23 protein-coding genes are annotated in these 23306 nt (G+C 59.3%); 21 read left to right on the top strand and 2 right to left on the bottom strand.

What is annotated here, in order from left to right; translation table 11 throughout:
• The first annotated feature begins 68 nt into the window (after positions 1–68).
• The 9 genes from bamA (at position 69) to ACL9RI_RS21955 (ending at position 9276) form a co-directional block, all read left to right on the top strand.
• The gene (gene bamA / locus ACL9RI_RS21995; protein ID WP_422728623.1) at positions 69–2405 is read left to right on the top strand and encodes an outer membrane protein assembly factor BamA; all 2337 of its coding nucleotides are present in this window, start codon (positions 69–71) and stop codon (positions 2403–2405) included.
• A 52-nt stretch (positions 2406–2457) separates the two neighbouring features.
• Complete coding sequence (locus ACL9RI_RS21990; RefSeq protein WP_183676524.1) at positions 2458–2976, top strand: OmpH family outer membrane protein; 519 nt, start codon at positions 2458–2460, stop codon at positions 2974–2976.
• A gap of 149 nt (positions 2977–3125) precedes the next feature.
• Entirely contained in the window at positions 3126–4181 is a 1056-nt protein-coding gene (lpxD, locus tag ACL9RI_RS21985; protein ID WP_422728622.1) for a UDP-3-O-(3-hydroxymyristoyl)glucosamine N-acyltransferase, read from the top strand.
• Positions 4178–4660, top strand: coding sequence for a 3-hydroxyacyl-ACP dehydratase FabZ (gene fabZ, locus ACL9RI_RS21980; RefSeq protein ID WP_183676526.1), 483 nt, complete (start codon positions 4178–4180; stop codon positions 4658–4660). The genes lpxD and fabZ overlap by 4 nt, the downstream gene beginning before the upstream one ends.
• A gap of 1 nt (position 4661) precedes the next feature.
• The gene (gene lpxA / locus ACL9RI_RS21975; RefSeq protein ID WP_422728621.1) at positions 4662–5450 is read left to right on the top strand and encodes an acyl-ACP--UDP-N-acetylglucosamine O-acyltransferase; all 789 of its coding nucleotides are present in this window, start codon (positions 4662–4664) and stop codon (positions 5448–5450) included.
• Entirely contained in the window at positions 5434–6609 is a 1176-nt protein-coding gene (gene lpxB, locus ACL9RI_RS21970) for a lipid-A-disaccharide synthase (RefSeq protein ID WP_422728620.1), read from the top strand. The genes lpxA and lpxB overlap by 17 nt, the downstream gene beginning before the upstream one ends.
• A gap of 26 nt (positions 6610–6635) precedes the next feature.
• A complete protein-coding gene (rnhB, locus tag ACL9RI_RS21965) occupies positions 6636–7274 on the top strand; it encodes a ribonuclease HII (RefSeq protein ID WP_422728619.1) in 639 nt (212 codons plus the stop codon).
• Positions 7271–8056, top strand: coding sequence for a TrmH family RNA methyltransferase (locus ACL9RI_RS21960; RefSeq protein WP_422728618.1), 786 nt, complete (start codon positions 7271–7273; stop codon positions 8054–8056). Before rnhB ends, ACL9RI_RS21960 begins: the two co-directional genes overlap by 4 nt.
• 20 nt (positions 8057–8076) lie before the next feature.
• Entirely contained in the window at positions 8077–9276 is a 1200-nt protein-coding gene (locus tag ACL9RI_RS21955) for an aminotransferase class V-fold PLP-dependent enzyme (protein WP_422728617.1), read from the top strand.
• Positions 9277–9292: 16 nt separating this feature from the next.
• Here ACL9RI_RS21955 and ppsR read toward each other — a convergent pair whose 3' ends face one another.
• Positions 9293–10141 (bottom strand): posphoenolpyruvate synthetase regulatory kinase/phosphorylase PpsR, encoded by an 849-nt coding sequence (gene ppsR, locus ACL9RI_RS21950; protein WP_183676534.1) that lies wholly within the window; start codon positions 10139–10141, stop codon positions 9293–9295.
• Positions 10142–10300: 159 nt separating this feature from the next.
• Here ppsR and ppsA point away from each other — a divergent pair, with 159 nt between their 5' ends.
• The 5 genes from ppsA (at position 10301) to ACL9RI_RS21925 (ending at position 15925) form a co-directional block, all read left to right on the top strand.
• Positions 10301–12739 (top strand): phosphoenolpyruvate synthase, encoded by a 2439-nt coding sequence (gene ppsA / locus ACL9RI_RS21945; protein ID WP_422728616.1) that lies wholly within the window; start codon positions 10301–10303, stop codon positions 12737–12739.
• A 160-nt stretch (positions 12740–12899) separates the two neighbouring features.
• Entirely contained in the window at positions 12900–13397 is a 498-nt protein-coding gene (locus tag ACL9RI_RS21940) for a Dps family protein (protein WP_422728615.1), read from the top strand.
• A 212-nt stretch (positions 13398–13609) separates the two neighbouring features.
• Complete coding sequence (locus ACL9RI_RS21935) at positions 13610–14026, top strand: NfeD family protein (protein WP_422728614.1); 417 nt, start codon at positions 13610–13612, stop codon at positions 14024–14026.
• A gap of 15 nt (positions 14027–14041) precedes the next feature.
• The gene (locus tag ACL9RI_RS21930; RefSeq protein WP_183676538.1) at positions 14042–14974 is read left to right on the top strand and encodes an SPFH domain-containing protein; all 933 of its coding nucleotides are present in this window, start codon (positions 14042–14044) and stop codon (positions 14972–14974) included.
• A gap of 642 nt (positions 14975–15616) precedes the next feature.
• Positions 15617–15925 (top strand): H-NS family nucleoid-associated regulatory protein, encoded by a 309-nt coding sequence (locus ACL9RI_RS21925; RefSeq protein ID WP_183746024.1) that lies wholly within the window; start codon positions 15617–15619, stop codon positions 15923–15925.
• Between the two features lie 300 nt (positions 15926–16225).
• Here the strand turns inward: ACL9RI_RS21925 and smpB are convergent, their stop codons facing one another.
• Positions 16226–16675, bottom strand: coding sequence for an SsrA-binding protein SmpB (gene smpB, locus ACL9RI_RS21920; RefSeq protein ID WP_076569810.1), 450 nt, complete (start codon positions 16673–16675; stop codon positions 16226–16228).
• Positions 16676–16768: 93 nt separating this feature from the next.
• Between smpB and ACL9RI_RS21915 the strand changes: the two genes are divergently transcribed.
• From ACL9RI_RS21915 to ACL9RI_RS21885, 7 genes are all read left to right on the top strand, one after another.
• Entirely contained in the window at positions 16769–17200 is a 432-nt protein-coding gene (locus ACL9RI_RS21915) for a type II toxin-antitoxin system RatA family toxin (RefSeq protein ID WP_183676541.1), read from the top strand.
• Positions 17193–17489 carry an RnfH family protein gene (locus tag ACL9RI_RS21910; protein ID WP_422728613.1) on the top strand — a complete coding sequence of 99 codons (297 nt, stop codon included), beginning with the start codon at positions 17193–17195 and terminating at the stop codon, positions 17487–17489. Before ACL9RI_RS21915 ends, ACL9RI_RS21910 begins: the two co-directional genes overlap by 8 nt.
• 144 nt (positions 17490–17633) lie before the next feature.
• On the top strand, positions 17634–19094 hold the full coding sequence (gene guaB, locus ACL9RI_RS21905; protein WP_183676543.1) for an IMP dehydrogenase: 1461 nt from the start codon (positions 17634–17636) through the stop codon (positions 19092–19094).
• A 66-nt stretch (positions 19095–19160) separates the two neighbouring features.
• Positions 19161–20771, top strand: a complete 1611-nt coding sequence (guaA, locus tag ACL9RI_RS21900) for a glutamine-hydrolyzing GMP synthase (RefSeq protein ID WP_422728612.1) — start codon at positions 19161–19163, stop codon at positions 20769–20771.
• A gap of 342 nt (positions 20772–21113) precedes the next feature.
• The gene (locus ACL9RI_RS21895) at positions 21114–21794 is read left to right on the top strand and encodes a hypothetical protein (protein ID WP_422728611.1); all 681 of its coding nucleotides are present in this window, start codon (positions 21114–21116) and stop codon (positions 21792–21794) included.
• A 94-nt stretch (positions 21795–21888) separates the two neighbouring features.
• Positions 21889–22467: a DUF4255 domain-containing protein gene (locus ACL9RI_RS21890; protein WP_422728610.1), complete on the top strand. Its 579-nt coding sequence runs from the start codon at positions 21889–21891 to the stop codon at positions 22465–22467.
• 27 nt (positions 22468–22494) lie between these two features.
• Complete coding sequence (locus ACL9RI_RS21885; protein ID WP_422728609.1) at positions 22495–23295, top strand: hypothetical protein; 801 nt, start codon at positions 22495–22497, stop codon at positions 23293–23295.
• The last annotated feature ends 11 nt before the right edge of the window (positions 23296–23306 follow it).

The raw sequence follows: 23306 nt of genomic DNA, 5'->3' as shown, positions 1-23306 counted from the left end.
CTATCGTGTAAGTTGCACAAGCAATCTTTGTGTATGTTTGTCCATTGATTTACCATTGAATAACCCCAATGAAATTACATTCTGCTCGTTTTGTCTTGCCTTCCTTTCGCCGCAGCCTGATCGGCGGCGCCGTCTTGGCCCTCTGTGCCGGCCATGCGCTGGCCGTTCAGCCGTTCACTGTCAAGGACATCCGGGTCGAAGGGATCCAGCGTACCGAAGCGGGCACCGTCTTCAGCTACCTGCCGGTGCGTGTGGGAGAAACCTTCTCCGACGAGAAGAGCGTCGCGGCCATCAAGGCGCTGTATGCGACGGGCTTTTTCAAGGATGTGCGCCTGGAAGTCGATGGCGACGTGCTGGTGGTGCTGGTCGAGGAACGTCCGGCCATCGCTACCGTGGAATTCACGGGCACCAAGGAATTTGAAAAAGACGTGCTGGTCAAGGCCTTGAAGGAAATCGGCGTCGGCGAAGCGAAGATCTTCGACAAGGCGTCGGTCGACCGCGCCGAGCAGGAACTCAAGCGCCAATACCTGTCGCACGGCCTGTATGGCGTCAAAATCACCACCACCGTCACGCCGATCGAGCGTAACCGCGTCAACGTGGTGTTTGCGGTGGACGAGGGCGAAGTCGCGCGCATCAAGCAGATCAATATCGTCGGCAACAAGGCATTCTCGGACAAGGAATTGCGCGAGCAGCTGGCCCTGAACACGGGCGGCTGGTTCAGCTGGTACACCAAGGCCGACCAGTATTCGAAGACCAAGCTGACGGGCGACATCGAATCGCTCAAGTCCTTCTATCTGGACCGTGGCTATATCGAGATGCAGGTCGATTCGACCCAGGTATCGATCACGCCCGATAAAAAAGACATCTACCTGACGATCAACATCACCGAAGGCGAGAAGTACAAGGTCTCGGGGACCAAGTTCGAAGGCGAAATGTTCGGCCGCGAAGAAGAGCTGAAGGCGCTGAACCTGATGCATGACGGCGATATCTATTCGGGCGCGCGCCTGACGGCCACCAACAAGCGCATCCAGGACCGCCTGGCTACCTTCGGCTACGCGTTTGCCAACGTCAATGCGAATCCCGATATCAACCGTGAAAAGCATGAAGTGGCGTTTACGTTTGTCGTCGATCCGGGCAAGCGCGTCTACGTACGCCACATGAATATCGCCGGCAATACGACTACCCGCGATGAAGTGATCCGCCGCGAATTCCGCCAGTTCGAATCGTCCTGGTATGACAGCAACAAGATCAAGCTGTCGCGCGACCGCGTCGACCGCCTTGGCTATTTCAAGGACGTGACCGTCGATACGCCGGAAGCGCAGGGCACGACCGACCAGGTTGACGTCAACATGACCGTGGTGGAAAAACCGACCGGTAACTTCCTGATCGGCGGCGCGTTTTCGCAATCGGAAAAATTCACCTTGTCGGCCTCGATTTCGCAGGCCAACTTCGCCGGTAGCGGCAATACGGTGGGCCTGGAAGTCAATACCAGCCATTACAGCCGCACCATCGCCGTGTCGCAAACCAATCCGTACTACACCGATGACGGCATTTCGCGCAGCTTCGAGCTGTATCTGCGTACCACCGAACCGCCGGCGCTGAACATCGGTAGCTACAAGATCAAGCAAACCGGTGGCCGCGTCAGTTACGGCGTGCCGTTCTCGGAAGCCGATACCATCTTCTTCGGTATCGGTGCCGAGCGTACACGCGTGGAAACCGACCAGACCAGCCCGTCGCGCTTCCGCCAGTATGTGATCGACAATGGCGGCCCGTCCGATGGTATCGGCGCCGCGACCACCAATTCGATCCCGCTGACGGCGGCATGGCAGCGCGACAACCGCGACAGCGCGTTGACGCCGTCGGTAGGCCGCTACCAGCGCGTCAACCTGGAAGTGGACGTGATCGGCGACCAGAAATACTTCCGTGCCGTGTATGAGCATCAGTATTTCCGTCCGCTGACCAGCAAGATGACCCTGGCACTGAAGGGTGAATTCGATTACGGCCACGGTATTGGCGACCATGTGTACCCGGTCTTCAAGAACTTCTACGGCGGTGGTATCGGTTCGGTGCGTGGCTACCTGAGCTCCTCGCTGGGTGCGGTCGATCCGACCACCGGCGATGCGCTGGGCGGCGCTTCGCGCATGATCGGCAGCGCCGAGCTGCAACTGCCATTCCCCGGTTCGGGCAATGACCGCAGCTTGCGCTGGTTCGGCTTTGTCGATAGCGGCCAGGTCTACCAGGAAGGCGAAAAGATGCGTCTCTCGCAATTGCGTTATTCTACTGGTCTGGGGATCAGCTGGATTTCGCCGGTGGGCCCGCTCAAGCTGAGCTATGCCAAACCGCTGAACGCCAAGCCGACAGACCGCCTGGAGCGTTTCCAGTTCCAGATGGGTACCGGTTTCTGACCGGCCATCTCGAACAGGTGCGCCAGCTTTTACTTTTTGACCATGGAGTATCATGAACACCGCATCCGCTACCCTGCCCAAGTCCCTTGCCGTGATTGCATTGTGCTGGAGTGCGCTGTTGCCGGTGCAGGCGCAGGCTCAAGAGTCGAAGATCGCCTGGATCAGCAGCGAACGTATTTATAACGAATCGAAGCTGGCCAAGCTGGCCAGCGCCAAGCTGGCCGAAGAGTTCCGCTCGCGCGAAAAAGCGGTGCAGGAACTGGCAGCCCGCTTCAAGGCGGCCAACGAGGCGCTGGAAAAAGACATGCCGACCCTGAGCGAGGCCGACCGTGCCAAGCGTCAGCGTGAATTTTTCGAGCTGGACAAGGAATTGCAGCGCCGCCAGCGCGAATTCCGCGAAGACCTGAGCCAGCGCACCAGCGAAGAGCGCAGCGCCATCGCGGAAAAGGCCAACACCATCATCCAGCAGATGGCGCATGTCGAAGGCTATGACGTGGTCCTGCAGGAAGCCCTGTGGGCGAGCCCGCGCATCGACATTACCGACAAGGTCTTGAAGGCGCTGGACAAGTAACAGTACGGTTTCACGCCTGACAGTGCCGTAGCGAGCGGATGTGAGTTGTGGTTGAGAAGCGGAGCTGTGCGCATGCACAGTGAGCATCGGAGACCGCAAATCGCGCCGCGCAGTAGGCAGTGGCAGGCGTTTTTATAAGGGTTTCATAGATGGGCACTCGACTAGGAGAATTGGTCGAACGCTTCGGTGGTCAATTGGCGGGCGATCCCAACCTGGAAGTGACAGGCATCGCACCGCTGACGGACGCCGGTGCTTCGCACATCAGCTTTCTCAGCAATAGTAAATTCCGCGCGCAGGCGGCCAGCAGCGGCGCCGCGGCGCTGATCCTCACGCCGGCGGACAACGCGCTGATCGGCGATGAATACACCGGCGCGCGCATCGTCACACCGAATCCCTATGTGTACTTCGCGCGTGCGGCGCAGTTTTTCGCTGCCTTGCATGACATCAAACCGGCCGCCGGCATCCATGCCAGCGCCGTGGTCGATGCGCTCGCGCAGGTCGACCCAAGCGCGTCCATCGGCGCCAACGCCGTGATCGAAGCGGGCGCCGTGATTGGCGCCGGTTGCGTGATCGGTCCTGGCTGCGTGGTGGGCCGTGATGCAGTCATTGGCGCCGGCACGCAGTTGCTGGCGAATGCGACGTTTCACGCGCGCTGCGTGATCGGCCAGCGCGGTATCATCCATTCGGGCGCCGTGATCGGCACCGACGGCTTCGGTTTTGCCAATGAGGGCGGGGTCTACATCAAGATTCCGCAAACGGGCAGGGTAGTGATCGGTGACGATGTCGATATCGGCGCCAACACCACCATCGACCGTGGCGCCCTGGCCGATACGGTGATCGAGGATGGCGTAAAGCTCGACAACCAGATCCAGATCGGCCACAACTGTCATATCGGCGCGCACACGGCCATGGCCGGCTGCGTCGGCGTGGCGGGCAGCGCCATCATCGGCAAGTACTGCACCTTCGGCGGTGCTGCCATGGTACTGGGCCACCTGACGATCGCCGACAAGGTGCATGTCTCTTCGGGCAGCATGGTGTCGCGGTCGATCCTGGAGCCGGGCCAGTACACCGGCTTTTATCCGCTGGCGAAGAACGCCGACTGGGAAAAGAGCGCCGCCATCGTGCGCAACCTCTCAAGCATGCGCGAGAAGATACGCGCGCTTGAAAAAACAATTAAAACACTGACCAAGCAAGACGAAAAATGACTACTGAAAACAAGACCCTCGACATCCTGGCCATCAAATCCCTGCTGCCGCACCGCTATCCGCTGCTGCTGGTTGACCGCGTGCTGGATTGGGAATCGGGCAAGAGCATCACCGCCATCAAGAACGTGACGGTCAACGAAGAATTCTTCCAGGGCCACTTCCCGCACAAACCGGTGATGCCGGGCGTGCTGATGATCGAAGCGCTGGCGCAAACGGCCGCCTTGCTGTCGTTCCTGACGATGGGCGTGAAACCCGATGAGAATTCGGTAGTGTATTTCGTCGGCATCGACAATGCACGCTTCAAGCGTCCGGTGGAGCCGGGCGACCAGCTGAAGATGGACGTGGAAATCCTGCGCGTGTCGCGCGGCATCTGGAAATACAAGGCAGTCGGCACGGTCGATGGCAAGGTGGCGCTGGAAGCGGAACTGATGTGCACCATCCGCAGCTCGCAGGACGCGAGCCAGCCTGCGGGGCAGTAAGATGGCGGGCATCCACTCCACGGCGATAGTCGATTCCAAGGCCGAGCTCGATAGCTCGGTCGAGGTGGGGCCGTATTCCATCATCGGCCCGCATGTGCGCATCGGCGCCGGCACCAAGGTGGGGCCGCATGTCGTGATCGACGGCCATACCACCATCGGCAGCGACAATCACCTGTTCCAGTTCTCGTCGATCGGCGCGCAGCCACAGGACAAGAAATGGGCGGGCGAAGCGACGCGCCTGGAAATCGGCGACCGCAACACCATCCGCGAATTCTGCACGTTTAACACCGGCACGGTGCAGGGCGGCGGCGTGACGCGCCTGGGCAATGACAACTGGATCTCGGCCTACGTGCATCTGGCGCATGACTGCCTGGTCGGCAGCAACACGATTTTCTCGAACAACGCGCAGCTCGCGGGCCACGTGGAAATCGGCGACTGGGTCATCATGAGCGGTTTTTCGAACGTGCACCAGTTCTGCAAGATCGGCGCGCATGCTTTTGTGGGCATGAGCACCAGCCTGACACAGGACGTGCCGCCTTTCGTGCTCCTGAACGGCAATCCGGCACAGGCGCATGGCGTCAATATCGAGGGCTTGAAACGGCGCGGCTTTACGCGCGAGCAGATCAACGGCATCCGCACCGCCTACAAGCTGATCTACCGTTCGGGACTCACCCTGGAAGAAGCCAAGGCAGCCCTGTTCGAAGAAGAAGTGGCCTCGCCGGAAGCGGCGGAGCATATCCGCGCCATGCGCGAATTCCTCGGTGTGGCCTCGCGTGGCATCGTCCGCTGACACGGCTGGCGGCCTGTCGGTCGCCATCGTCGCCGGCGAGGTGTCGGGCGACCTGCTGGCCAGCCGCTTGCTGTCCGGCCTGGCGCCGCAGCTGCCCGGTGCGCGCTTCCACGGCATCGGCGGCGAACACATGGCGCAGCAGGGATTCATTTCCGACTGGCCGCTCGACAAATTGACGGTGCGGGGACTGTTTGAAATCATTCCCCGCTACCGCGAAATCAAGGGCATCCAGAACGCGCTGCGCGACCAGCTGATCGCCGAGCGGCCCGCCGTGTTCATCGGCGCCGACTACCCGGGCTTCAACCTGGGCCTGGAGATGCAGCTGAAAGCAGCCGGCATCCCCACCGTGCACTACATCGGGCCGCAGATCTGGGCCTGGCGCGGCGGCCGTATCAAGAAAATTATCAAGGCCGTCTCGCACATGCTGGTAATCTTTCCGTTCGAGGAAGAGATTTACCGCAAGGCAGGCGTGCCCGTTACCTATGTGGGCCACCCGCTGGCCGAGATGATTCCCTTGCAGCCCGACGAAGCGGCTGCGCGCCGCACCCTGGGCTTGCCCGAGGATGCGAACGTCGTGACCCTGATGCCGGGCAGCCGCATGGGCGAGCTCAAATACAATACGGCGGCCTTTGTCGGCGCGTGCAAGCTGTTGCTGGAGCGTGACCGCTCGCTGCGTTTCGTCGCGCCCATGGCCGGAGAAAAGCAGCGCCAGTATTTCCTGCAACTGGTCGCGCAAGCGGGCTTGCAGGATGTCGAAATCCTGCTGACCGATGGCGGCTCGCACACGGCTATCTGCGCCGCCGATGCGGTGCTGGTGGCGTCCGGTACGGCTTCGCTGGAAGTGGCGCTGTACAAGAAGCCCATGGTCATCGCCTACAAGATGATGCGCGCTTCGTGGGAAATCATGCGCCACATGGGCTATCAGCCCTGGATTGGTCTGCCGAACATTTTGGCGCGCGACTACCTGGTGCCGGAACTGCTGCAAAACGCGGCCAGCCCGCAAGCGCTGGCCGACGCCATGTGGCAGCAGCTGAGCGATGTGCCAGGCCGTCTGCGCCTGGTACAACGCTTTACGGACATGCACCACAGCCTGCTGCGCGACAGCGCGCACGAAAGCGCCAACGCGGTGATGCAGGTCATTGCCGCCAACCGGCAGTAATCCATCAAAGTACATAAAGATTCAACGTGAAAAATCTCTATCCGGGCCTGTTTGACGACTTGCCATTCTCGCTCGATGAAATCATTTGCGGCGTCGACGAAGCAGGGCGCGGTCCGCTGGCCGGCCCCGTGTTTGCCGCCGCCGTGATCCTCGACCCGGCGCAGCCCATCGAGGGCTTGCGCGACTCGAAAAAACTCAGCGAAGCCAAGCGCGACCTGCTGGCGCCGCAAATCAAGGCCAAGGCCCTGGCCTGGGCGATTGCCGAAGCATCGGAAGCAGAGATCGACAGCCTCAACATCTTGCAGGCGTCGATGCTGGCCATGCGCCGCGCCGTGGAAGCCTTGTCCACCGTGCCGACCCTGGCCCTGATCGATGGCAACCGCTGCCCCGTGATGCCGATCCGCGGCATGGCGATCATCGGCGGCGACGACAAGGTCGATGCCATTTCCGCCGCGTCGATCCTGGCCAAGACGGCGCGCGACGCCGCCCTGGTGCATCTGCATGCGGCTTATCCCGAATACTGCTTCGACCAGCACAAGGGCTATGGCACCAAGCTGCACCTGGAGCGTTTACACCTGCACGGCGCCTCGCCCGTGCACCGCCGCTCGTTTGCGCCCGTGCGCAATGTGATTGCCCTGTTTGGCGGACAGGAGGTGGTGGCATGAAGACGATCACTTCGCGCGATAACGCGCAATACAAGGACCTGGTAAAACTGGCGGGCAGTTCGCAGGCGCGCCGCAAGGCCGGCCGCACCCTGCTCGACGGCGTGCATCTGTGCCAGTCCTACCTGCAGCTGCGCGGCTTGCCCGAGCAATGCATCGTCAGCGAAAGCGCGCTGCAAAACCCGGAAGTGGCCGAGATCATCGGCCAGCTGGAAAGCCAGCGCGCGCACGTACTCGGTTTGCCCGACGCGCTGTATAACGCCGTCAGCCAGGTGGAGCACGGCGTCGGCGTGATGTTTTTGATCGCCACGCCCGAGCGCGCCGTCACGCAGCCGGTGACTGTATCGGCCGTGCTGCTCGATAACCTGCAAGATCCGGGCAACGTGGGTTCGATACTGCGCAGTGCGGCCGCCGCCGGTATCACGCAAGTGTATTGCAGCGCCGGCACGGCGTTCTGCTGGTCTCCGAAAGTGCTGCGCGCCGCCATGGGCGCCCATTTTGTGCTCGATATCTTTGAAAACGTCGACCTGGCCGCACTGGTGTCGGCCTCGAAGGTAGCGACCCTGGCCACCAGTGGTTACGCCACCCAGCGCGTATATGACGTTGACCTGCGCCAGCCCGTCGCCTGGGTCTTTGGCCACGAAGGGCAGGGCGTCGCCGACGACTTGCTGTCGATGACCACGCACCAGGTGGTGATTCCCCACCTGGGCCAGATCGAATCGCTGAACGTGGCTGCCTGCGCCGCCGTCTGCTTCTTTGAACAGGTACGCCAGAACCTGTCCTGAACAATGATGAAAGGCCCGCCATGCCGCACCACCTTGCGTCTCAAGATGAACTGAAAGATGAAAACTGGTGGCGTGACATCGCGGCCTTGTATCCGACGCCGCCAGCTGGCGTGATCAACCTCGAACACGGTTATTTCGGCGCCATGGCAGCACCCGTGCATGCCGCGTACGAGCAGGGCATACGCCATGCGAATGAGCAGTTAAGCCCCTTTCTGCGCGGTGAATTCGTGCACACGCATGTGGAAGTCTTGCGCAGCAAGCTGGCCGAATTGATCCATGCGCAGCCGCACGAAATCCTCTTGACGCGCAGCGCTACCGAATCCATGCAGGTGCTGATCGGCCAGTATCACGGCCTGCAGCCAGGCGATAGCGTGTTATGGAGTAATCTCGATTATCCCGCCATGCGCTACGCCATGCAGTCGCTGCAGCAGCGGCGCGGCGTCACGCCCGTTGAAATATCGTTGACCTTACCGATCAGCCGCGACGAGCTGATCGCCGTTTATGCGGCTGCCATGCGCACTGCGGTGCGGCCCAAGCTGCTGCTGTTGTCGCAGGTGTATCCGGCCAACGGCCAGCAAGCGCCCGTGCGCGAAATCGTCGCACTGGCGCGCGAACACGGCATCGACGTGCTGCTCGATAGCGCCCATGCGCTGGGGCAGGTGGCGGTCGATGTGCAGCAGCTGGGCGTGGATTTTGCAGGGTTCAACCTGCATAAATGGCTGGGCGCGCCGCCGGGCATCGGCTTCGTGTATATCCGCGCCGCGCAGCTGCACAAGATCGAGCCGCATTTCGGCGACCGCGATTATCCGCCGGATGATATCCGCTGCCGCCTGCACGCAGGCATGCCGGCGGTGGGGGCGATCCTGGCGGCGCCGGCCGCGTTTGAGTTTCATGACAGGGTGGGCGGCACCGCCGCCAAGACGGCGCGCCTGGCCAGCCTGCGTAACTACTGGGTCAGCCGCGTGGCGCACTTGCCTGGCTTGCGGCTGTTGTCGCCGTTGGAGGCGGATGAAGGAACGGCGCTGGTGGCGTTTGCCATCGATGGCATGAGTGCGCAAGAGTTGCAACAGGCGCTGCTGCAGCGTTTTGGCATCTTCACGGTGGCCCGCAATATCGGCTACACCGAGGTATTACGGGCTACTGTGGCGACCACCACGACGATCAGTGACCTCGATCAGCTGGTGGCGGCGCTGACGGTGCTGGCTAGCGAAGCGAAGTGACAATCAAAGGTAATAATTAATACTCGCGCCGGTTTGGTTTAATCTCTTGCAAGATGGTGGTAGAGATTTCCTCGATTGACTTGGTGGTCGACGACAACCAGCGTATGCCTTCGCGCTTCATCATCTTTTCTGCCTCATTGACTTCATAACGGCAGTTTTCTATCGCCGCATATTTGCTGCCGGCACGGCGCTCGTTGCGGATTTCCGACAGGCGTTCTGGCGTAATGCTCAAGCCAAAAATCTTGTTCTTGAAGACGTGCAGCGCCGTCGGCAGCTTTTCGCGCTCGAAATCATCGGGGATCAAGGGGTAGTTGGCCGCCTTGATACCGTATTGCATGGCTAGGTACAAGCTGGTCGGGGTCTTGCCCGAGCGCGACACGCCGACCAGGATCACGTCGGCCGATGACAAATTCTTGTGCGACTGGCCGTCGTCGTGCGCCAGCGAATAATTGATCGCCTCGATGCGGTTCTTGTATTCCTCGCTGTCGACGATATTGTGCGAGCGGCCGATGGTGTGCGTGGACATCACGCCCAGTTCCTGCTCCAGTGGCGCGACAAAGGTCTGGATCAGGTCCATATGCATGCCGCTGGACTTGCGGATCACGGCCGACAGGTCGCTTTTTACCAGGGTGGAAAAGATGATCGGCTTCTGGCCGTCGGCGGCGAAAGCTTCGTTGATTTTGCGCGCTGCATCATGCGCCTTGTCCATGGTGTCGATGAAGGGCAGGCGGATCTGGCGGAAGCGCAGTTCAAACTGGGTCAGTACCGAATGGCCGAAGGTTTCCGCGGTGATGCCGGTGCCGTCGGAAACGAAGAAAACGGTGCGGGCTGCGGAAGGAAGCTGTGGGCGTGGTTCTTGTGTCATGGTCTTCCTTCTGTGGATCAAGATTGTGCGTCGTCATTTTGCGCTGCACAAGGTAAAATGGTTGGAACGGTATGATTGTGCTGCACGACGCCCAGAATAACAAGAACAGCGTTCGGTGCGCCTCGCCTACAGATTTCTATCATCAGTAAGGGTGTCATTATGACCAACGCAGCATTGCAACAGCAGGAGCAGGGGAACGCAGACGCAGTCTACGTCGCCTCGTTCGAACATTTGCGCATGACGGACGTCGAATCCGTCGGCGGCAAGAACGCCTCCCTGGGCGAGATGATCAGCCAGCTGGCTGAAGCGGGCGTCCGCGTGCCGGGCGGCTTCGCCACCACGGCGCAGGCTTTCCGCGACTTCCTGTCGTACAGCGCCAATGGCGGCTTGCCGCTGGCCGAGCGTATCGCCCAGCGCCTGGACGGCTTGAATATCGACGACGTGCGCGCCCTGGCGCAAGCGGGCGCCGAGATTCGCCAATGGATCGTGGAAACCCCATTCCAGCCACGCCTGGCCGCTGAAATCGACCAGTTCTACGCCAGGCTGGTGGCCGATTCCGATACCGAAATGTCGTTTGCCGTGCGCTCTTCGGCCACGGCGGAAGACTTGCCGGATGCATCTTTTGCCGGCCAGCAAGAAACCTTCCTGAACGTGGTCGGTATCGACAATGTGCTCGACGCCATGAAACAGGTGTTCGCGTCGCTGTACAACGACCGCGCCATCTCCTACCGCGTACACAAAGGTTTTACGCATGCCGAAGTAGCCCTGTCGGCCGGCGTGCAGCGCATGGTGCGCTCCGACCTGGGCGCGGCCGGCGTGATGTTTACCATCGATACCGAATCGGGCTTCAAGGACGTGGTGTTCGTCACTTCCAGCTATGGCCTGGGTGAAACCGTGGTGCAGGGCGCCGTCAATCCCGACGAATTCTATGTGCACAAGCCGATGCTGGAAAAGGGCAAATCGCCCGTGATCCGCCGCAATATCGGCTCCAAGCTGTTGAAAATGGAGTTCACCAACGAAGCCAAGGCTGGCCGTTCCGTGAAAACCGTCGACGTGCCGGTGGAAATGCGCAACCGCTACTCGCTGAACGATACCGAAGTGGTGGAACTGGCGAAGTACGCCGTCATCATTGAAAACCACTACGGCCGTCCGATGGACATCGAGTGGGGCAAGGATGGCCGCGACGGCAAGCTGTACATCCTGCAAGCGCGTCCCGAGACCGTCAAGTCGCAGCAAAAAACCACCGACGTGCAAGAGCGCTTCAAGCTGAAAAGCACCGGCACCGTGCTGACTTCGGGCCGCGCGATCGGCCAGAAGATCGGCGCCGGCCCAGTGCGCGTGATCCACGATCCGGCCGACATGGAACGCGTGCAGCCAGGCGACGTGCTGGTGGCCGACATGACCGACCCGAACTGGGAACCGGTCATGAAGCGCGCGTCGGCGATCGTCACCAACCGCGGTGGCCGTACCTGCCACGCGGCGATTATCGCGCGTGAACTGGGCGTGCCAGCCGTGGTCGGCTGCGGCGACGCGACCGAAGTGCTGAAGGATGGCACGTTTGTGACCGTGGTGTGCTCGGAAGGCGATGAAGGCAAGATCTACGACGGCTTGCTGGAAACGGAGGTGTCGGAAGTGTCGCGCGGCGAATTGCCGAAACTCGACACCAAGATCATGCTCAACGTGGGCAACCCGCAGCTGGCATTCGACTTCCAGTCCGTGCCGAACGCCGGCGTGGGCCTGGCGCGCCTGGAATTCATCATCAATAACAATATTGGTGTGCATCCGAAAGCGATCCTTGAATACCCGAACATCGACGCCGACCTGAAAAAGGCGGTGGAATCGGTGGCCCGCGGCCACGCTTCGCCAAAAGCCTTCTACATCGACAAGCTGGCCGAAGGTATCGCCACCATCGCTGCCGCCTTCTGGCCGAAAAAGGTGATCGTGCGCCTGTCCGACTTCAAGTCGAATGAGTACAAAAAGCTGATCGGCGGCTCGCGCTACGAGCCGGACGAAGAAAACCCGATGCTGGGTTTCCGCGGCGCGGCGCGCTACCTGTCGGCCGACTTTGCCGAATCGTTCAACATGGAGTGCGAAGCGATGAAACGCGTGCGCAACGACATGGGCCTGACCAACGTGGAAATCATGGTGCCATTCGTGCGTACCCTGGGCCAGGCCGAGAAGGTCATCGACCTGCTGGCGAAGAATGGCTTGAAACGCGGTGAAAACGAGCTGCGCGTCATCATGATGTGCGAAGTGCCGTCGAACGCCATCCTGGCCGACCAGTTCCTCGACCATTTCGACGGTTTCTCGATCGGCTCCAACGACCTGACCCAGCTGACCCTGGGCCTGGACCGCGATTCCGGCATGGCCTTGCTGGCCGCCGACTTCGATGAGCGCGATCCCGCCGTCAAAGCATTGCTGGCGCTGGCCATCAAGGCTTGCCTGGCGCGCGGCAAGTACATCGGTATTTGCGGCCAGGGTCCTTCCGACCATCCGGACTTCGCCATCTGGCTGATGGAGCAGGGCATCGAATCGATGTCGCTGAACCCGGACTCGGTAATCGATACCTGGCAAAAGCTGGCGGCGCTGAAAGCGTAAGCAAGCTTTTTAGCCTGTTGAAAAACCCGCTGCCATGCCCTGGCAGCGGGTTTTTTTATGTCTGTCAGATGGGCATGGGATGGCGCACGGCAGTTGGCGATGAGGAAGTGCAAGATCAGCTAAAATGAATCCACTCACTTACAAACCGACAGGAGTTCGTATGGCAAGCAAGAAACCCACCAAGGCTGCAAAGATCGACATCGGCATTTCCGAAACGGACCGCGCGAAGATTGCGGAAGGCCTGTCAGGCCTGCTGGCTGACAGCTACACCTTGTACTTGATGACGCATAACTTCCATTGGAACGTCAAGGGACCGATGTTCAATACCCTGCATCTGATGTTCATGACGCAGTACACGGAACAGTGGGGCGCGCTGGACCTGATCGCCGAACGCATCCGCGCACTCGGTTATCCGGCGCCAGGTACCTACAAGGAATTCGTCAAGCTGGCGACCATCAAGGAAATCGACGGCGTGCCGCCTGCGCTGGAAATGGTCAGCCACCTGGTCGCGGCGCAGGAAGCGACCGCCCGCACGGCGCGCCGTTTGTTCCCGCTGCTGGAAAAGGCCAATGACCAGCCGACGGCAGACCTGATCACACAGCGCCTGGATTTACATGAGAAAACTGCGTGGATGTTGCGCAGCCTGCTGGAAGAATAAGTAGGCATAAGTCAGCGCAAGTAAAAATAAACGCTGCAAAATGAGAAACTCCTGATTTGCTATTGACGCAGGCCGGAATTGCGTTAGACTGCTTGTATATAGGTGTCTGGCAAAATAAATATCTTCAGTTTGTCATCGTAAAAACCCTCGTCGCCTATATCGGCCACGGGGGTTTTTATATTTTCGGGAATATATAAGTAAAGGAAAACATCATGGCCGATTGGATAGGCTGGTTTGTGGCAGCCGGTGTGGTATTGATCCTGGAGTTATTTACAGGCACATTTTATTTGCTGATGATCGCCATTGGTATTAGCGCCGGCGGATTGGTGGCGCTGGCTGGCGCAAATGGCGTCTGGCAGGCGCTGGCCGCCGCCGTGGTCGGCGTGGTGGCGACCCTGTTATTGCGCCGCAGCCGTTTTGGCAAGGCGGCACGCCGCGATGCGGCGCAGGATCCGAATGTGAATCTGGATATCGGCCAGAGTGTGGTAGTGGCGCACTGGGTCGATGGCGTGGCGCGCGTGATGTATCGCGGTGCGCTGTGGGATGTCGAATTAATCCCCGGCAGCGATACGCAGGCGGGCCAGTACACGATACGCGCCGTACGCGGCAGTCGTTTGATTGTTGGATAACCTGGAGAGTAAATTATGGAAGTAAGCATCGGAAGCGTCACGCTGATCTTGTTATTGCTGGCCCTGGTCTTCGTATTCAAGACGGTCAATGTGGTGCCGCAGCAGCATGCCTGGGTGGTCGAGCGTTTGGGTAAATTTCATGCGGTATTGGGGCCTGGACTCAATATCGTCGTGCCTTTTGTCGACCGCATCGCTTACAAGCATGTGCTCAAGGAGATTCCACTCGATGTGCCGCCACAGGTCTGTATTACGCGTGACAATACGCAGCTGCAGGTCGACGGTATTTTGTATTTCCAGATTACCGACGCCATGCGCGCCTCGTACGGATCGTCGAATTACATTGCCGCCATTACGCAGCTGGCGCAAACGACCTTGCGTTCGGTGATCGGCAAGATGGAACTCGACAAGACGTTTGAAGAGCGCGATCACATTAATACGGCCATCGTGAATGCCATCGATGAATCGGCATCGAATTGGGGCGTCAAGGTGTTGCGTTATGAAATCAAGGATTTGACGCCGCCGAAGGAAATCCTGCATGCGATGCAGGCGCAAATCACGGCAGAACGTGAAAAGCGCGCACTGATTGCGGCCTCGGAAGGACGCAAGCAGGAACAGATCAATATCGCCAGTGGTGAGCGCGAAGCGGCGATTGCCCGGTCGGAAGGCGAGAAGCAGGCATCGATCAACCGCGCCGAAGGGCAGGCGACCGCCATCGTGGCGCTGGCCCAGGCGAGCGCCGAGGCGCTGCGCCAGGTGGGTGCTGCCATCCGCGAGCCCGGTGGCGAGGATGCCGTCAATCTGAAGGTGGCGGAGCAGTATGTGGGCGCCTTTGCGCAATTGGCCAAGACGAATAACTCGATTATCGTTCCGGCCAATCTCGGTGATATGAGCGGCCTGATCGCGACCGCCATGCAGGTAGTTAAAACGCAGAAACCCAAAGTGCTGTAATGCACCCGGGGCGCAAGCCTTACTACGCAGTCAATAGCAACTTCCGCCCGCTTGATAGCGGGCGGTTTGTATTTGGCGCCAGTATTCTCGCTATATGGCCCATGTTTGATGGAAGCAGTGCTATCGGGTTTTAATTCACCGTATAAAGGGCGTGATTAAGGTATTATGCGTGGCGTGCGGCGCTTGTTTTTGTTTTGGATTAAAGTGGCGCCCGTATGGGGGAGATTAAGCAGGCTAACTCTGCAGTAGAATGTCTCCGATAATGGGGCGGAACAGGATAGTATTGGTCCCATGTATTGTTTTCGCTTATTGCCCCGATGTTTCATGGATTTGAATTTATAAACTTCCATGAATTGCAATTAAATAAAAATTGATACACAATAAATGGCATGATGGTGTTGCTGCAGTTGAATCCCGAACTGTTGATGGATCGGAGTTCGCTTGCAGGTTTGATCACTTGTTGCCTGCCTGTGATTCGGGGTGTTTGTCTTATATCGGTTGAAAACAGCTGTTTTAAGCAAAAATAATTGTAAAAAACATTAAAATTCCAAAAAAATCTCCCCAGGCGCGTTACAATTGGATAGAATTTAACTGTAGAGTTATATTTTTTAACGCAATCTCAACCCAGGCAAAGGAAATATCATGGATCTGTCCAGCTTATCCCTGTCCGAACTGCGCACGCTGCAAGACGACATCAAGAAGCAAATGAAAAAACGCGAACAGGACGACTTGTCCAAAGCGCGCGAGCAAATCCTGGCGATCGCTCAAAGCGTCGGCGTTTCGGTAAAAGATTTGGTGGGTACGGGCATCCGTGCAAAAACCGGTACCGTGGCCGTGCGTTATCGCAATCCGGATGATGCATCGCAACAATGGACTGGCCGTGGCCGTCAACCGAAATGGGTCAAGGAATGGACCGATTCGGGCAAATCGCGCGATCTTCTGAAGGTGTAAATACCGTTCATTCGGATGCTTGTCCCTGCGTAGTCGTGCGGGATGTATATAGCAGCATGCAGGCATCCGGAACTTTCCTGGCAGCTTAGGGCTTATTTTCAGTCAAGCTCAAGCAACCTGATTGCCAGCACTTCCCTTATCGGCGTCGTGTTTTCGGCAGCTCTTCCCTTTCTCCGTTTTATTTTCTCTTCGCCGTGCCGCCGCGATGCGTCCATGCGACCTGCATCATTATCGCGGGCAAAATAAAACCCGGCATAGAACCGGGTTGATTGCATTGCAGGCCATGCCTGGGCATGCCGCTTAGCGGCGGTGTACCTTCATTGCTGCCTGGACTTCGCGCGCGCCGTCGCGGTCGCGTTCAGCGGCCCGCTTGTCGTGCTGCTTCTTGCCTTTGGCCAGGCCGATCTCGCATTTTACGCGGCCGCCCTTGTAATGCAGGTTCAACGGCACCAGCGTATAGCCGGACCGTTCGACCTTGCCGATCAGTTTATCCATTTCCGCACGGTGCAGCAGCAGCTTGCGCGTGCGTACGGCTTCCGGGTGGATATGGGTGGAGGCGGTCGGCAAGGCGCTGATATGGGCGCCGAACAGGAATAATTCGTCGCCACGGACGACGACGTAGGCTTCCTTGATCTGGACGCGGGCGTCGCGGATGGCTTTGACTTCCCAGCCTTCGAGCACGATGCCGGCTTCGTAGCGATCCTCGATAAAGTAGTCGTGGAATGCTTTTCTGTTGTCTGCTATGGTCATGAGATGGTAAATGTGCGCGGGTCGGTTAAACTACTGTCTCGCGCAAGCGCGATAAAATCCAATGTATCCAACATCATAGCAAATGGTTCTTCAATGGCAGTAGTACATAAATCAGTTTTTCTCGGCTACAGCGCCGAACAAATGTTCGCGCTGGTGGCGGCGGTGGAAGATTATCCCAAATTCCTGCCCTGGTGCGGTGCGGTGGAAGTGCGCGAGCGCGGTGAAAACACGGTGGTCGCCAGCGTTGGCATACAGTACCACGGCGTGCGCCAAAGCTTCACCACCTCGAACGAGAACGTGCCGCCATCGTCCATCAAGATGAAGCTGGTAGACGGTCCTTTCAAGACCCTCGATGGCGTGTGGACCTTTAAAGCCTTGCGCGACGATGCCTGCAAGATAGAACTGGACCTGCACTACGAGTTTTCCAGCCGTGTATTGGAGCAAATCATCGGCCCCGTGTTCGGCATGATCGCCAACAGCATGGTCGATTCCTTCTGCAAGCGCGCGGAGACCGTCTATGGCTGAGGCCAGCATCCAGGTGCAAGTATGCCATGCGCTGCCCGAGCGCGCCTTCCTGCGCGCATTAAACGTGCCCGTGGGCACGACGGTGGGGCAGGCCGTGAAACTGAGCGGCTTGCTGCAGGAAGTGCCCGGCATCGACCTGGCCGTGAATTTGGTCGGCATCTATGGCAAGAAGAAGACCCTCGATACCGTATTGCGCGAGCATGACAGGGTGGAAGTCTACCGCCCCTTGCTGGCGGACCCGAAAGAGGCGCGCCGGCGCCGGGCGGGCAGCAAGCCTGCGAAGGTGTAAAAGCGGTAAATGCAGGGTAGGGCGACTGCCTTGCGGCCCCGCTTATACAATATTTTTTTGCTATCTACAAATATCTTTTCTATGCTGCAAGGACGGCAGTCGGTTTTTTCTGTATAATCTGCTTTTGCGCCAATAGGAAATGCTATGCGTCTACTTCAAAAAGCACTCACATTCGATGACGTGCTGCTCGTCCCAGCCTACTCCAACGTTCTGCCTGCCGATACGTCCCTCAAAACTCGCTTGACCCGCAACATCACCCTGAATATTCCCTTGCTGTCCGCAGCCATGGATACGGTGACGGAAGCCCGCCTGGCGATCGCGATGGCCCAGGAAGGCGGCATCGGTATCATCCACAAGAATTTGAACCCGAAAGACCAGGCGCGTGAAGTAGCCCGCGTCAAGCGTTTCGAAGCCGGCGTGCTGCGCGATCCGATCACGATCCCGCCAGAAATGAAAATCCGCGACGTGATCGCCCTGACCGAACAATACGGCATCAGCGGCTTCCCTGTAGTCGAAGGCAAGACCGTGGTCGGTATCATCACCAACCGCGACTTGCGTTTTGAACAGGAACTCGACGCCGAAGCGCGCGCCAAGATGACCCCGCGCGACAAGCTGGTCTACGTCACCGAAGGCGCCGACCGCGATGAAGCCAAGCGCCTGATGAACAAGCACCGCCTCGAGCGCGTGCTGGTGGTCAACGACGACTTTGAATTGCGCGGCCTGATTACCGTCAAGGATATCCAGAAATCGACTTCGCACCCGTTCGCGTCGAAAGACAGCCAGGGCAAACTGCTGGTCGGCGCTGCCGTCGGCGTGGGCGCCAAGGATGAAGAGCGCATCGACCTGCTGGTCGCTGCCGGCGTCGACGTGCTGGTGGTCGATACCGCCCACGGCCACTCGCAAGGCATCCTGGACCGCGTCAAGTGGATCAAGACCAAATATCCGCAAGTGGAAGTTATCGGCGGCAATATTGCTACCGCTGCTGCCGCCAAGGCACTGGTTGAATATGGAGCCGATGCAGTCAAGGTCGGCATCGGTCCTGGCTCGATCTGCACCACGCGTATCGTCGCCGGTGTGGGTGTGCCGCAAATCACGGCCATCTCGAACGTGGCTGAAGCACTGGAAGGCACGGGCGTGCCATGTATCGCTGACGGCGGCATCCGCTTCTCGGGCGATATCTCGAAAGCACTGGCCGCTGGCGCATCGACCGTCATGATGGGTTCCATGTTTGCCGGTACCGAAGAAGCACCGGGCGAAGTGATCCTGTACCAGGGCCGCAGCTACAAATCCTACCGCGGCATGGGTTCGCTGGGCGCGATGTCCGATGGTTCGGCTGACCGTTATTTCCAGGACGCCACCATGAAGGCCGATAAGTTCGTGCCTGAAGGTATCGAAGGCCGCGTTGCCTACAAGGGCAGCGTGCTGGCGATCATCTTCCAGCTGGTGGGCGGCGTGCGTCAATCGATGGGTTACTGCGGTTGCGCCACCATCGACGAACTGCGCGAAAAAGCGGAATTCGTGGAAATCACCTCGGCCGGCATGCGCGAGTCGCATGTCCATGACGTGCAGATCACGAAAGAAGCGCCTAATTACCGTTCAGAGTAAATAGCGACAGACCAGACCGGCGCCTAGTGCGCCGGTTTTGTAATGATCCCAGATAAAGTTCCCACCATGCATACTAAAATCCTCATTCTCGATTTCGGCTCCCAAGTCACCCAGTTGATCGCCCGCCGCGTGCGCGATTCTGGCGTGTTTTCCGAAGTCTTCCCGTATGACGTCAGCGACGAATTCGTGCGCAACTATGGCGCCGCCGGCATTATCTTGTCGGGCAGCCACAATTCCACCCTGGAAGGCGACTCGCCGCGCGCGCCGCAAGCCGTGTTCGAGCTGGGCGTGCCTGTGCTGGGCATCTGCTACGGCATGCAAACCATGGCGGCCCAGCTGGGCGGTAAAGTGGAAAACGGCCTGGTGCGTGAATTCGGCTATGCCGAAGTGCGCGCCCGCAGCCACACCAAATTGCTGAACGGTATCGCCGACTTTGTCACCGACGAAGGCCATGGCATGCTGAAAGTGTGGATGAGCCACGGCGACAAGGTGCTGGACATGCCGCCAGGCTTCAAGCTGATGGGCAACACGCCCAGCTGCCCGATCGCCGCCATGGCCGATGAAGAGCGCCAGTTCTACGGCGTGCAATTCCACCCGGAAGTGACCCACACGGTGCAGGGCAAGGCCATCATCGGCCGTTTCGTGCATGAAATCTGCGGCTGCAAATCGGACTGGAACATGCCAGACTACATCAGCGAAGCGGTGGAAAAAATCCGCGCGCAAGTGGGTACCGATGAAGTCATCCTCGGCTTGTCCGGCGGCGTCGATTCTTCCGTCGCTGCGGCCCTGATCCACCGCGCCATCGGCGACCAGCTGACCTGCGTATTTGTCGACCATGGCCTGCTGCGCCTGGACGAAGGCAAGATGGTGATGGACATGTTCGCCAAGAACCTGGGCGTGAAAGTCATCCGCATTGATGCGGAAGACCAGTTCATGGGCCACCTGGCCGGCGTCACCGATCCTGAGCAAAAGCGCAAGATCATCGGCCGTGAATTCGTCGAAGTGTTCCAGGTCGAATCAGGCAAGCTGGTCAACGCCAAATGGCTGGCGCAAGGCACGATTTACCCGGACGTGATCGAATCGGCCGGCAAAGGTAAAAAAGGCCAGACCATCAAGAGCCACCACAACGTGGGCGGCTTGCCGGACACCATGAAGCTGCAACTGCTGGAGCCATTGCGCGAACTGTTCAAGGACGAAGTGCGCAAGCTGGGCGTGGCCCTGGGCTTGCCACACGACATGGTCTACCGCCACCCATTCCCGGGCCCGGGCCTGGGCGTGCGCATCCTCGGTGAAGTCAAGAAAGACTACGCCGACCTGTTGCGCCGCGCCGACGCCATCTTCATCGAAGAACTGCGCAACACGCCATACGAATTCGTGGCCGGCCAGGCCGTCGATCCAGAAGCGCTGCCAGCAAACTGGTACGAAGCCACCAGCCAGGCTTTCGCAGTGTTCCTGCCAGTTAAATCGGTAGGCGTGATGGGCGACGGCCGCACCTACGAATACGTGGTGGCCCTGCGCGCGGTGCAAACGCAAGACTTCATGACGGCCCACTGGGCGCACCTGCCGCACAGCTTGCTGGGCAAAGTGTCGAACCGCATCATCAACGAAGTGCGCGGCATCAACCGCGTGGTCTACGACATCAGCGGCAAGCCGCCTGCGACGATTGAGTGGGAATAATCTCCCGTCCGGCAGCGTAAGCTGAGGCCGGGGCAATCAAAGCGCTAAGCCCCTGATGTTTCAGGGGCTTTTTTTATGGGCCGAAGGGCTGCAAGGCGGCGTGTTGCCTAACAGTAAAAATCATAAAAAACAATGGCTTAGCCTTCGGAAGGTTTCCGGAAGGAAGAATTTCCCTACGTGATATAGAGTAATTCCTAATTGCTCAGTTTTTCATAAAGACAATATCACCAGGGGATGATCATCAACTATCCGGCACTCTCGTTGATTGCTTCGGCGCCTATGCCTGTTGCCGGGCCGGCGCCCTGTTCAGACGATGAAATACGTTGTGCACTACAACGTATATTGACAAGCAAGCAATTCTCCAAGGCGCATCGCTGTACTGCGCTGTTGGCTTATCTGGTGCAGCGGGTACTGAATCGTGACGATAGTTCGTCGCCGCCTGAACACGAGATCGGCGTGGCCGTATTCGGCCGTGACCGCATGACGTATTACACCAGCGAGGATCCCATCGTCCGCGTCCAGGCCGGCAGGTTGCGTTTGCGCCTGGCCGCATATTATGCGGAGGAGGGGCGGGACGACGCACTGCGCATCAGTATTCCGTTGGGCACCTATCGGCCGCAAGTAATGCTGGCGGAGGTGCGGGCGCCGGCGGCCAGGCAAGCTCCCTTGCTGACATTCCGCCCTCTCGCTTGCCTGAGCGCCGGGCCGCTGGTGGCCGGCTATGCATTGGGGCTGAATGAAGAAGTGGGCTACCGTCTGTACCGCGATTTGAACATCTTCCGCCGCATGGATTCCGACGCCATGGGGGCTGCGCAGGCCCCGTTGCCCGATACCCACTTGCTTGAAGGAACTGTTCGCCAGGAGGCTGCGCGCGTGCGCGTGTCGCTATTGTTGCGCAGGAGCGATGACGGGAGCGTGGTCTGGTATGAGCAGTTCGACGATGCCGCCGACGTGTCGATCGCTGCCCAGGAGCGGATGGCCGAGCGCTGCGTGCAGGCCTTGCGGCGGCACCTGGCCGCGTAACACGCCGCGTGTAACGGTAATGACACTTCATCGGCCGTGTCTTGCGGGCTAAGCTGGGCGGAGTTGCAGATGGGTGAATTTTTCGGAGCGATACATGATCAGCGCAGCACTCAGCCATCTGGTAGCCCAGTTAAACCAGTATTTAAAGAGCAATTTTCAACTGGTCGAGGATGTGGTGGTGGTATCGAATCTGCTCGAACTCGATGGCAGCGTGGCGCCGCAGGCAAACAATAAATTGGTATTGACGCTCGTGAATATAGAAAAAGATACCGTCCCGTTCCGTCCGGCCAGCACGCTGCGCAGTACCGATGAGCGCCTGCTGCAGCACGGTGCGCCATTGTTCCTGAATCTGTATGTGATGCTCAGTGCCAATTTCGGCGCCGGCAATTATGCCGAGGCCTTGAAATACATAGGCCTGGCCATTGCCTATTTTCAGCAGAGGCCGGTATTCGATCGGCACAACAGTCCGGGCATGGACCGCCGTATCGAGAAGCTATTGCTGGATATCCAGAATTTGCCGATTCCCGACCTGAATAATGTGTGGAGCCTGCTGGGCGGCCGCTATCTGCCGTCGATGTTTTACAAGGTGCGCATGATTACCGTCGACGCGAACGTGGTCATGGGCCAGACGCCGGTGATCGGCGACCCGCAGCTGGCGGCGCGCCGGGGCTAGGGCCAAGATCAGGATCAAGATCAAGACATGGCACGCTATCGGCACATGCTGGCGCTGGACGTCACGCACGAATTCTACGGCGGGGCGGCCATGCCCGGCTTGCGTTATGTGCCGACCATGGAGACGGCGGCGCTGATGGCGCGCGAAGGCTTGCTGTTGCGCAGCACGGCGTCAGGCATGGAGCTGTGGCAGGAGCAGGCGCAGGAAGCCGATGCGCCGGGTAGTGGCGAGGCCTGGCAACTGGCTATCGATGTGCATGCCACTGACGCCTTGCTGCGGTTTTACACGGCCTGGCCGGAGACTGGCTATTTGCCGCTGGTTGCGGGCGGCGCCGGCGCGGTGCAGGTGCTGCGGGCGGTGGTGCAGCCGGCGCCGGAGGCGCCTGATCGCCGGGGCGGCAGCAGCGACAGGCCGGCATTCTGGATCGATATCGCTTGCCGGCCACTGGCGGTGGCGCCGCCTGGCCAGCCGGCGCGGCCGTGGCGCATCGCCCTGCAGGCGGGGAAAGTCCACTGGAAGTATTTCTTTTCCGGCGGCCTGGCGGCGAAACAATTGTCCATCATCGACCTGGATGCGTCCCCCAGTGAACCGGGTGTCAGCTTCGCCCGCTCGCCGCTGGCCGCCACCAGGGACGGGACGGCTTATCTATCGGCCGTACCGTTGCCGATGCGAAATGCGCCACAGCAGCGTTTGCAGTTGCGCGACGAGGGCATGGCAGGAAAAGTGCTCATTAAACGGTTGCCCAATGCCAACATTGAAAAAGTCGGCAAAGAGCGGGACCTCAACGGCCAGTCCATGATCGTTGCGGAAATTTATGTTCATCAATAATCTTCAGAGGA

The organism is Janthinobacterium sp. Mn2066 (genome assembly GCF_049319705.1).
Taxonomy (GTDB): domain Bacteria; phylum Pseudomonadota; class Gammaproteobacteria; order Burkholderiales; family Burkholderiaceae_D; genus Janthinobacterium.
Note: the sequence above shows the minus strand (reverse complement) of the source record. Positions and strands in the feature narration are given on the sequence as shown.

Excerpts from the sequence above, each read along its gene's own strand:
- bamA (WP_422728623.1), top strand. The coding sequence starts at position 69 with ATGAAATTACATTCTGCTCGTTTTGTCTTGCCTTCCTTTCGCCGCAGC.
- ACL9RI_RS21990 (WP_183676524.1), top strand. The coding sequence starts at position 2,458 with ATGAACACCGCATCCGCTACCCTGCCCAAGTCCCTTGCCGTGATTGCA.
- lpxD (WP_422728622.1), top strand. The coding sequence starts at position 3,126 with ATGGGCACTCGACTAGGAGAATTGGTCGAACGCTTCGGTGGTCAATTG.
- fabZ (WP_183676526.1), top strand. The coding sequence starts at position 4,178 with ATGACTACTGAAAACAAGACCCTCGACATCCTGGCCATCAAATCCCTG.
- lpxA (WP_422728621.1), top strand. The coding sequence starts at position 4,662 with ATGGCGGGCATCCACTCCACGGCGATAGTCGATTCCAAGGCCGAGCTC.
- ACL9RI_RS21960 (WP_422728618.1), top strand. The coding sequence starts at position 7,271 with ATGAAGACGATCACTTCGCGCGATAACGCGCAATACAAGGACCTGGTA.
- ACL9RI_RS21955 (WP_422728617.1), top strand. The coding sequence starts at position 8,077 with ATGCCGCACCACCTTGCGTCTCAAGATGAACTGAAAGATGAAAACTGG.
- ppsR (WP_183676534.1), bottom strand. The coding sequence starts at position 10,141 with ATGACACAAGAACCACGCCCACAGCTTCCTTCCGCAGCCCGCACCGTT.
- ppsA (WP_422728616.1), top strand. The coding sequence starts at position 10,301 with ATGACCAACGCAGCATTGCAACAGCAGGAGCAGGGGAACGCAGACGCA.
- ACL9RI_RS21940 (WP_422728615.1), top strand. The coding sequence starts at position 12,900 with ATGGCAAGCAAGAAACCCACCAAGGCTGCAAAGATCGACATCGGCATT.
- ACL9RI_RS21935 (WP_422728614.1), top strand. The coding sequence starts at position 13,610 with ATGGCCGATTGGATAGGCTGGTTTGTGGCAGCCGGTGTGGTATTGATC.
- ACL9RI_RS21930 (WP_183676538.1), top strand. The coding sequence starts at position 14,042 with ATGGAAGTAAGCATCGGAAGCGTCACGCTGATCTTGTTATTGCTGGCC.
- ACL9RI_RS21925 (WP_183746024.1), top strand. The coding sequence starts at position 15,617 with ATGGATCTGTCCAGCTTATCCCTGTCCGAACTGCGCACGCTGCAAGAC.
- smpB (WP_076569810.1), bottom strand. The coding sequence starts at position 16,675 with ATGACCATAGCAGACAACAGAAAAGCATTCCACGACTACTTTATCGAG.
- ACL9RI_RS21915 (WP_183676541.1), top strand. The coding sequence starts at position 16,769 with ATGGCAGTAGTACATAAATCAGTTTTTCTCGGCTACAGCGCCGAACAA.
- ACL9RI_RS21910 (WP_422728613.1), top strand. The coding sequence starts at position 17,193 with ATGGCTGAGGCCAGCATCCAGGTGCAAGTATGCCATGCGCTGCCCGAG.
- guaB (WP_183676543.1), top strand. The coding sequence starts at position 17,634 with ATGCGTCTACTTCAAAAAGCACTCACATTCGATGACGTGCTGCTCGTC.
- guaA (WP_422728612.1), top strand. The coding sequence starts at position 19,161 with ATGCATACTAAAATCCTCATTCTCGATTTCGGCTCCCAAGTCACCCAG.
- ACL9RI_RS21890 (WP_422728610.1), top strand. The coding sequence starts at position 21,889 with ATGATCAGCGCAGCACTCAGCCATCTGGTAGCCCAGTTAAACCAGTAT.
- ACL9RI_RS21885 (WP_422728609.1), top strand. The coding sequence starts at position 22,495 with ATGGCACGCTATCGGCACATGCTGGCGCTGGACGTCACGCACGAATTC.